General features: G+C 30.7%; 4 protein-coding genes. 3 read left to right on the top strand and 1 reads right to left on the bottom strand.

Annotated features, from left to right (window positions below):
* Nucleotides 1-1093: 1093 nt before the first annotated feature.
* Genes MODO_RS17030 through MODO_RS17040 form a run of 3 tightly spaced genes read left to right on the top strand, consistent with a single transcriptional unit; the run spans nt 1094 to nt 8001 of the window.
* Nucleotides 1094-4153, top strand: a complete 3060-nt coding sequence (locus MODO_RS17030; protein WP_059051474.1) for a SusC/RagA family TonB-linked outer membrane protein — start codon at nt 1094-1096, stop codon at nt 4151-4153.
* 10 nt (nt 4154-4163) lie between these two features.
* Nucleotides 4164-5543, top strand: a complete 1380-nt coding sequence (locus MODO_RS17035; RefSeq protein WP_059051476.1) for a RagB/SusD family nutrient uptake outer membrane protein — start codon at nt 4164-4166, stop codon at nt 5541-5543.
* Nucleotides 5533-8001 (top strand): alpha/beta hydrolase family protein, encoded by a 2469-nt coding sequence (locus tag MODO_RS17040; RefSeq protein ID WP_162264457.1) that lies wholly within the window; start codon nt 5533-5535, stop codon nt 7999-8001. The genes MODO_RS17035 and MODO_RS17040 overlap by 11 nt, the downstream gene beginning before the upstream one ends.
* A 34-nt stretch (nt 8002-8035) precedes the next feature.
* On the opposite strand, the gene MODO_RS19405 is transcribed toward MODO_RS17040, so the two are convergent.
* A partial coding sequence (locus MODO_RS19405) for a hypothetical protein (protein ID WP_059051480.1) occupies nt 8036-8289 on the bottom strand: 254 nt, incomplete at its 5' end.

Consider the following 8289-nt stretch of genomic DNA (forward strand, 5'->3'; position numbering starts at 1 on the left):
AAACAGGTATAAACACAGTCTTAATGACATATAAAATATAAGCTAAAGCTTATTTATTTCTCTAACAGAAAACTGGCACTTTTCAAATAAAACCATGAGAAAATAAGTAACTTAGCCCATGACCTAGGCATGGGCTCACTTATCTATGGTTTTGGTATGCCAGTACCTCTGTTTGGATAATGTGAGTACCCATGCCAACTTGTTTTATATAGGATTGTCATTTACTTCTCACTTTATTGAAATTCTTAAGTTTCGCTTTATATTAAACATACTACATACCTCTTATTCATACCGTCTCCCAATTAGGTATATAGAGGTTTAAAACAAAGGTGGATTTGTTTAGTGTTCGTTGCTTTAATAATGAATGCTTACAATACCTTATCTATCCTTAATGGACTTATCGAATGTTCTATTCGAGATTTTTTCAATTATTAATTATTTATCACAAACAACCAATTAGTAACTAAACTCACATTTAGCCTATGATTACATTTTAGTTTAACTAAATCTTATCGTTGTAGATTAATTTGACATTACTTGTTTAATGTTGGATGGCTACCCTATTACCTATTTAGTTAGAGTTATAACACATTTTACGCTAGGTCTAAAAACAGTTTTTAGATGCGTACAGGATAACTATTGCCTTTATCACACATAAATATAGCTCGTTCATCCATTCGACTAAAAGGCAATATAGATTAGTTAGTAAGGAAAAAAGCTATGAAATAAGTCTCTCCTACTGTGCTATTTATTAATCACCCTTTAAAACTATTAATTATGGAGAAAAACCGCTTGCTATAGGGCTTTAGCCTAGTGGTTAATTATAGGCTTAGTCCTTAGTAGGCATTTTAAACACAACAAAAAGTATGGCTTAAAGGGATTTTAAGTCATGCTAAAAGTCCATGACTATCTCCTTGCTCTAGTTTGCATTTTGGGAGACGTGCTTTAGAGCTTGGAGATAGTTTTTTAAAAAAATATGTAGAATATAAATTACCAATTAACTAACCTTTTGATATATAGCTTATTTAAGTACTACGGCAATAAAAATCTTAATGATTTAAAAGCGTCTTATATCAAATCAATTATAAACATTATGAAAACTCAATTTAAAACCATAACTGGTTATAGGATAGCTCTGTCACTACTCTTTTTAGTTGGCTTGTTAAGCTGTCCAATTTATGCCGTATCAAATGATAAACATTTGTCTTTTAGTGTATCTGACTTGCTACAAGATACAAAACAAAAACCAACTATAAAACTAACAGGAACTGTAAAGGATTCCTTTGGTGCTCTTGGGGGTGTTATAGTGACAGTTGGGACTAAAGTAATTACAACTGATTTAGAAGGAAAATACACCATCAATATTACTTCTGGTGATAAGATAACCTTTTCAATGATGGGGTATAAAGATCAGTCTATTGTTTTTGTGGGTGGTAATGTTCTTAATATTACACTTAGTGAGGATAATAATACTCTTGACGAGATTGTAGTTAATGCAGGATATTATACTGTTAAAGATCGAGAGCGTACAGGTAGTATAGCACGAGTAGCAGCTAAAGATATCGAGTTTCAGCCAGTGACTAATCCTCTGCAAGCTTTACAAGGAAGAATGGCAGGTGTTAGTATTACTCAATTATCAGGTGTCCCAGGTAGCTCTATTGATATACAAATACGTGGTAAAAACAGTCTACAAAGCAACACTAATCAATTCATGGCAAATGTACCTTTATATGTAATTGATGGTATACATATGCCTAGTGACCGCAGTTCAAGTACAGGATTATCTGCTACTATTTTGTTACAAGGTCACAATAATCCTCTTAATTCAATTAATCCTAATGATATAGAAAGTATCGAGATCTTAAAAGATGCCGATGCTACAGCTATATATGGCTCAAAAGGAGCTAATGGTGTAGTTTTAATAACAACCAAAAAAGGAACAAAAGGAAAAGTAAGACTAACCTTCTCAAACTATCTTGCCAATAGTAAAGTAGTAAACTTTGCCAAGTTATTAAACACTCAGCAATACTTACAAATGAGAGAACAAGCCTTTATTAATGATAACATTACTACTTACCCTACTAACGCTTATGATATAAATGGAACATGGGATAGAAACAGATATACAGATTGGCAAAAAGAGTTAATTGGAGGTACAGCTACTACAACCAATACTGAACTAGGTTTAAGTGGAGGGAGTGAAAATACATCCTTTAACTTAAATGCTTCTCACAATAAACAAACAACTGTTTTTCCAGTAGATAAAGGTTTTAAAAGAGATAATATAAGCTTTACTTTTAATCATACAACAGATAAGCTAAAAATAGCAACAGCAACAACCTACTCGAGGCAAAAGAATGAACTCATACAAACTGATCTTACTTCAACAGCATTAAGTCTTGTTCCTAATGCTCCAAAATTATACAAAGAAGACGGTACTTTGAATTGGGAAAATGGAACATTTAATAATCCCTTAGCGGCATTACAAGCAAGTTACAATTATGAAAATACAGCTTTTGTTTTCAATACTAATATTAGCTATCAATTACACAATAACATTAGTTTAATACTGAATAGTGGGTTAGCGACAAATAACTTCAACGAAAGTCATTTAACCCCTCATACAGTAAATAATCCTAACTTAGGTAGAACAAGTGCTCATTCAACAGCTCAAATTTCATATACTAATTCTAAATCGTATATTTTAGAACCTCAAATATCGTGGACAAAAGAGTATGGAAAACATCGTCTTAATTTTTTAATTGGTACAACCTATCAAACAAGTAATCGAACTGCTATACATCTATACGGTTATGGATTTCCTTCTAACTCACAAATAACCAATATAGCAAGCGCTAGTTCTCAATCTATTCGTCAGCTAACTGACACGCAGTATAAATACTCAGGTTCATTTACAAGACTCAATTATACTTATGACAATAAATATATTATCAATCTTACAGGAAGAAGAGATGGCTCTTCTAGATTTGGAGACAATTACAAGTTTGGTAATTTCGGAGCTATTGGTGCGGCTTGGTTATTCTCAGAAGAACCTGTCTTAAAAGATATCTCTTGGTTAGACCTTGGAAAAATAAGAACAAGTTATGGTATAACAGGTAGTGATCAAATTGGAGATTACCAATACTTAGATACTTACTCTACTGGTTCGGCAAAGTATGATGATATCGTTGGCTTTATTCCATCAAGGCTATACAACCCTAATTTCAGTTGGGAAAAGACAACCAAAGCAGAAATAGCAATGGAACTGAGTTTATTTAATTCAACAATAAACTCAAGTATAGCATACTATAACAACAGATCATCTAACCAATTACTAGGTACTCCTCTACCGTATACAACTGGGTTTGATCAGATAATAAATAACTCAGCCGCTACAGTAGAAAATTCAGGATGGGAGTTTACATTAAACACCAATAATATTAAATCTACTTCTTGGAAGTGGACAACAAGTTTTAATATTTCTTTTCCCAAAAATAAACTTGTCTCTTTTCCAAATCTTGAAAACTCCACATACGCAAATAGATATGTTATAGGTAAATCAATAAGTGTATTAAAACTATACCACTATGAAGGTATTGATCCTACAACAGGTCAATTTAAATTTAAAGATTTTAACCAAGATGGCAAAATCACTCCTTTAGAGGATAAACAAAGCATACAAGAAGTTAATGTAAAATATCATGGTGGAATATCAAATAGCATTAGTTATAAAAATTTTGGAATGGATTTTTTATTTCAATTTGTTAAGCAAAGAGGCTATAATTATTTTCAACGAATGATCCTACCAGGTGTGGCAAGAAACCAACCTATAGAAGTTTTAAATAGTTTCTCTACAAACAATCCTAATGCTGAGTTTCCCTACTTCTCAACAGGTATGAAAGGTGATGTTCTAAGCAATTTTTTACTTATTCAAGAAAGTGATCATGCTATAAGTGATGCTTCCTATTTACGTCTAAAAAATCTTAATATTTGGTATGATATCCCATTGTCAAAGGCAAGGTTACGTCTGTATGCCCAAGGTCAAAACTTATTAACCTTTACTAATTATTTTGGAATGGACCCTGAAAATATATACCCAGGAAATCTTCCTGTTCTAAGAACATTCTCTTTTGGATTACAACTAACTCTTTAAAAAGCAAAATATGAAAACTAAACATCTATTTATACTATATCTATTTGTACTTCCAATATTAAGTACATCGTGTGAAAATGCTATCCAAGTGGATATGCCAAATAATCAAATGGGAACTGATGATATCTATAAAGATATCTCTACAACAAAAGCTGCATTAGCAACTTTATACTCAAATTTTCGAGATGCTTCCATTTTTACAGGACAAAGCACTGGTTTAGGTACTGTTATGTCAATGTATACTGATGAACTAACAAGTTTTAGTGAGATAAATTCTAGTCTAGGAACTTTTGATATTTTTAATAATTCAATTAGAGCAAATAATCCAACTATTAACTCTCTTTGGAACAGTTCTTACAAAAACATATATGCTATTAATTCCTTTATCCAAGGAGTTACTCTATCAAAGCATTTAAATATAAATGACAAGGATCCCTTAATTGCAAAGGCCTTATTACTTAGATCTATTTACTATCAAAATCTTGTACAACTATTTGGAGATATTCCTTATACTACTACAACTGATTATCAATCAAATATAATTATTAAAAAGACGCCATATTTACAAGTGCTTAGCTTAATCGAATTAGATTTAAAGCATAGCTTAACTATTTTAAGTGATACATTTGAAAAACAAAATAGAATTTATCCCAATAAAGCTGCTGCAGAGCTTCTATTGGCTCAAAACTATTTACTTCAGCATAAATATGATTTAGCACAGAACTTAAGTTCTTTAGTTACATCAAATCCATTATTTGCATTAGAAACAGATATTACAAAAGTCTTTAAAAACAATGCAAAGAGTACAATTTGGCAACTTATTCCTAGTAATTCTGGTCTTAGCACTTGGGAAGCAAGAACATACTATTTTAATATTACACCACCTACAAACCACGCTCTAAGCCAGGATCTGATCAAAAGTTTTTCTATTAATGATCTACGTCTTAAACACTGGGTAAGGGAAGTAAGTGGTAACAATAAGACCTTTTATCACAGCTACAAATACAAGAATATTTCCAATAATACAGATGAATACTCTATTGTATTTCGTGTTGAGCAAGCTTACTTTGTTTTAATTGAGTCATTGATATATCAAGACAATACAGTCGAGGCAATTAAATATTTGAACCTCTTAAAAAAAAGAGCCAACATATCACTTCTACCAAACACTTTAACTAAAGAAGAGTGTATAAAGGAAATGCTTATTGAAAGTCAAAAAGAGTTCTTTACAGAACAAGGACATCGCTTCTTTGATTTAAAAAGAAATAATCAACTCCATATCTTAAATAAGGTTAAACCTAATTGGAAAACTAATCACAGACTGTTGCCATATCCTGAAAAGGAAATCTCTTTAAATAATAATCTATTACCTCAAAATGATGGATACTAATATTCTAAAAAAAGTAATTTACCTTATTCTACTTTTAAGTTTTTCTAACTCAAAGGCTCAAGTAGACTCTATAAGTATTAGTCCCCTTTGGTTCAAACTACAAAATATTAGTATTTCTAACAGTGGAAAATGGTTAATTACACAAGAGACAAATAATGAATTCGTAAAAAGATGTATAAGCAACGCAGATACAAAGAAAGAAATCTGTTTTGAAGACACAGGTTTCATCTATTTTATAGATGATATAAAGATAGCCTATCAAAAGAAAAATCAACTCTATATAGTGAATCTGCAAAATCATAAGCAGACCGTAATAGATCAAGTAAATTCTTTTGAAATAATAGCTAACAATAGAATCTTTATTCTAACTGATCAGAAAACTGCATTACTTCTAGATACATCAAATAACATTGATAAAAAATGGGAACAAAAATCAATAAAACAATACTTTATCTCTCCATCAAGGCAACAGATGATGTATTTACAGGGTGATCAATTCTTTTCATTAGACCTTAAAAATCTAAAAAACTCATCTTTAACTGGTTCTTTTCAATTAGATTCCTTATCCAATCCAATATGGGACGATAAGCAGAATCATCTTATTGTTAAGACAACCAGGAATGAGGTAATACATATTGATTTAAAGAAGAAGGTATATTTTAGAATTGAACCTACAAAACAAAATCAAAACTTAATTAATACTTCTTATGAATTTGTGACTGATAATAACATCCTAATAAAATACCTTTACTTACATAAAACTCAAAGTCCTATAGTAGACATTTGGTACACTAATGATTACAATTTAGAGGCTAAAAAAAACACTCTAAAGGGAGATAGTTTTGTTGTCAATAATCTCTTATATAACATCGAGAATAAGCAAACAACTCCTATAATAGACAATGAAATTATAAGTTTTATTAATAACAATGAGTATCTAACCTATGATTCTAAAGCATATAAAGATTATAGTAAAAACAGCTCTACCGTATCAGTATACAAACATAATATTCTTAAAAATTCAAACAGTAAGCTATTAGATTCTCTAAGTAATTATGCTTTGACAATTTCAAATGATAAAAATAAATTCGCTTATAAATCTAATAACAAGTGGCATTTATACAACTTAAAAAATAATAAGACTACAACTATTAGCAATTTAGAAAATCAGCAAAATTTTTATTGGACTACAAATCCTAACAAAGTACTAATCACTAATAGTTCAAACCTCTGGTTATTTGATACTAATAGCCAGAGATTAAATAGACTAACTAACAATGAGACAATTAATAGTTTAGAGATTAATATTCTAAACCATCAATCTATCTCAAGCCTAGACACAAACTTCAAACCAAGTGCAATAGTCGATTTAAATAAGTCCATAATAATACAAACCTTAAACGTAAGTAATAATAGAAGCTCATTACACATAATAGATGAAAATAATATCATTAAACCAATCATAGAAAGTACTTCAGATAAAATTACTCAGGTGCTATTGTCTAATCAAAAAGAACAAATTAGTTTTTTAACCGAAAACTATAATATGTCCTATAGATTAAATTCCTATAAAGACAAGCAGCTAAGCATAGTAAAAACTAGTTCTATTGCTGACTCTTTATTTAATTGGAGAAAACAAGTGATAATTAAGTTCAAGACAGTTCAAGGTAAACAACTTAAAGGAATACTCTACTACCCTAAGAACTTTTCCGAATTAAAAAAATATCCTATGATTACCCATTTATATGAAACTCAAAATCATTTACAAAATGTATTTAGAATTCCTAAACTTGAAAATGATACAGGATACAACAATGCACTACTTACAGAACAAGGTTATTTTGTATTTGAGCCTGATACTTATGTTAGTGAGAAAGGTCCAGGAGTTACCGCTCTAGAATGCGTTGAGGCAGCAATACAAGAAGTACAAAAAAAAGTAAAACAAATTGACAGTGAAAACCTTGGAATAATGGGACAATCCTTCGGTGGATATCTAGTTAACTATATTATTACACAAGTTGATATCTTTAAAGTAGCAATAAGTGGATCCTCTCGTTCGGAATTAATAGTGGATAGCTATGGTTTTAATTACTACTTAAATAGAATGAGCTATGCCAAAATAGAAGATGCTCAATATAAGTTAAAAAGACCCTATGCGGAAAAACAAAAGGAATACTTTGCAAATTCTCCTATTTACTACTCACAAAATATTCAAACTCCAATCCTATTATGGGCTGGGAATCTTGATGAAAACGTACCTTGGAGACACACTATGAACTTATATGGTGCATTAAGGCGCTATAATAAACAAGCTATCGCTCTATTTTACACTAAAGATGGGCATAGTTTAGCTGATAAAACCAACCAAAAAGACTTAACAATAAGATCCCTTAATTGGTTATCCTATTTTCTTAAAGACACAAAAAATATTGATTGGATTAAACAAGGTCTAAATTAAAACAAGCTGTCTCCTTGCAGAGACAGCTTTTCTATTAAGGTTGCTTTTGATACAACACAGTTGGACATTGCATTGTTAACTCATCTTTTTCATAAAGAGTTCGTTCCTGATTATTCACAGCGTCATACCATGTACAAATTGGACCATCACTTATTGTTGAACAAGTAATATTTGTTTGAACACATGAAAACTCATTCTCTGAATCTAATTCATAATGACCTATACGGTCAGTAGAATTTAGTTCAACATTTTTCATTGCATTTGTTGCAAATGCACTCCCGATAGCAA

It is taken from the genome of Myroides odoratimimus (assembly GCF_001485415.1).
GTDB lineage: Bacteria > Bacteroidota > Bacteroidia > Flavobacteriales > Flavobacteriaceae > Flavobacterium > Flavobacterium odoratimimum.

Bases quoted from the DNA above. Each gene is read 5' to 3' on its own strand.
- MODO_RS17040 (WP_162264457.1), top strand. From the start codon at position 5,533: ATGGATACTAATATTCTAAAAAAAGTAATTTACCTTATTCTACTTTTA.
- MODO_RS17035 (WP_059051476.1), top strand. From the start codon at position 4,164: ATGAAAACTAAACATCTATTTATACTATATCTATTTGTACTTCCAATA.
- MODO_RS17030 (WP_059051474.1), top strand. From the start codon at position 1,094: ATGAAAACTCAATTTAAAACCATAACTGGTTATAGGATAGCTCTGTCA.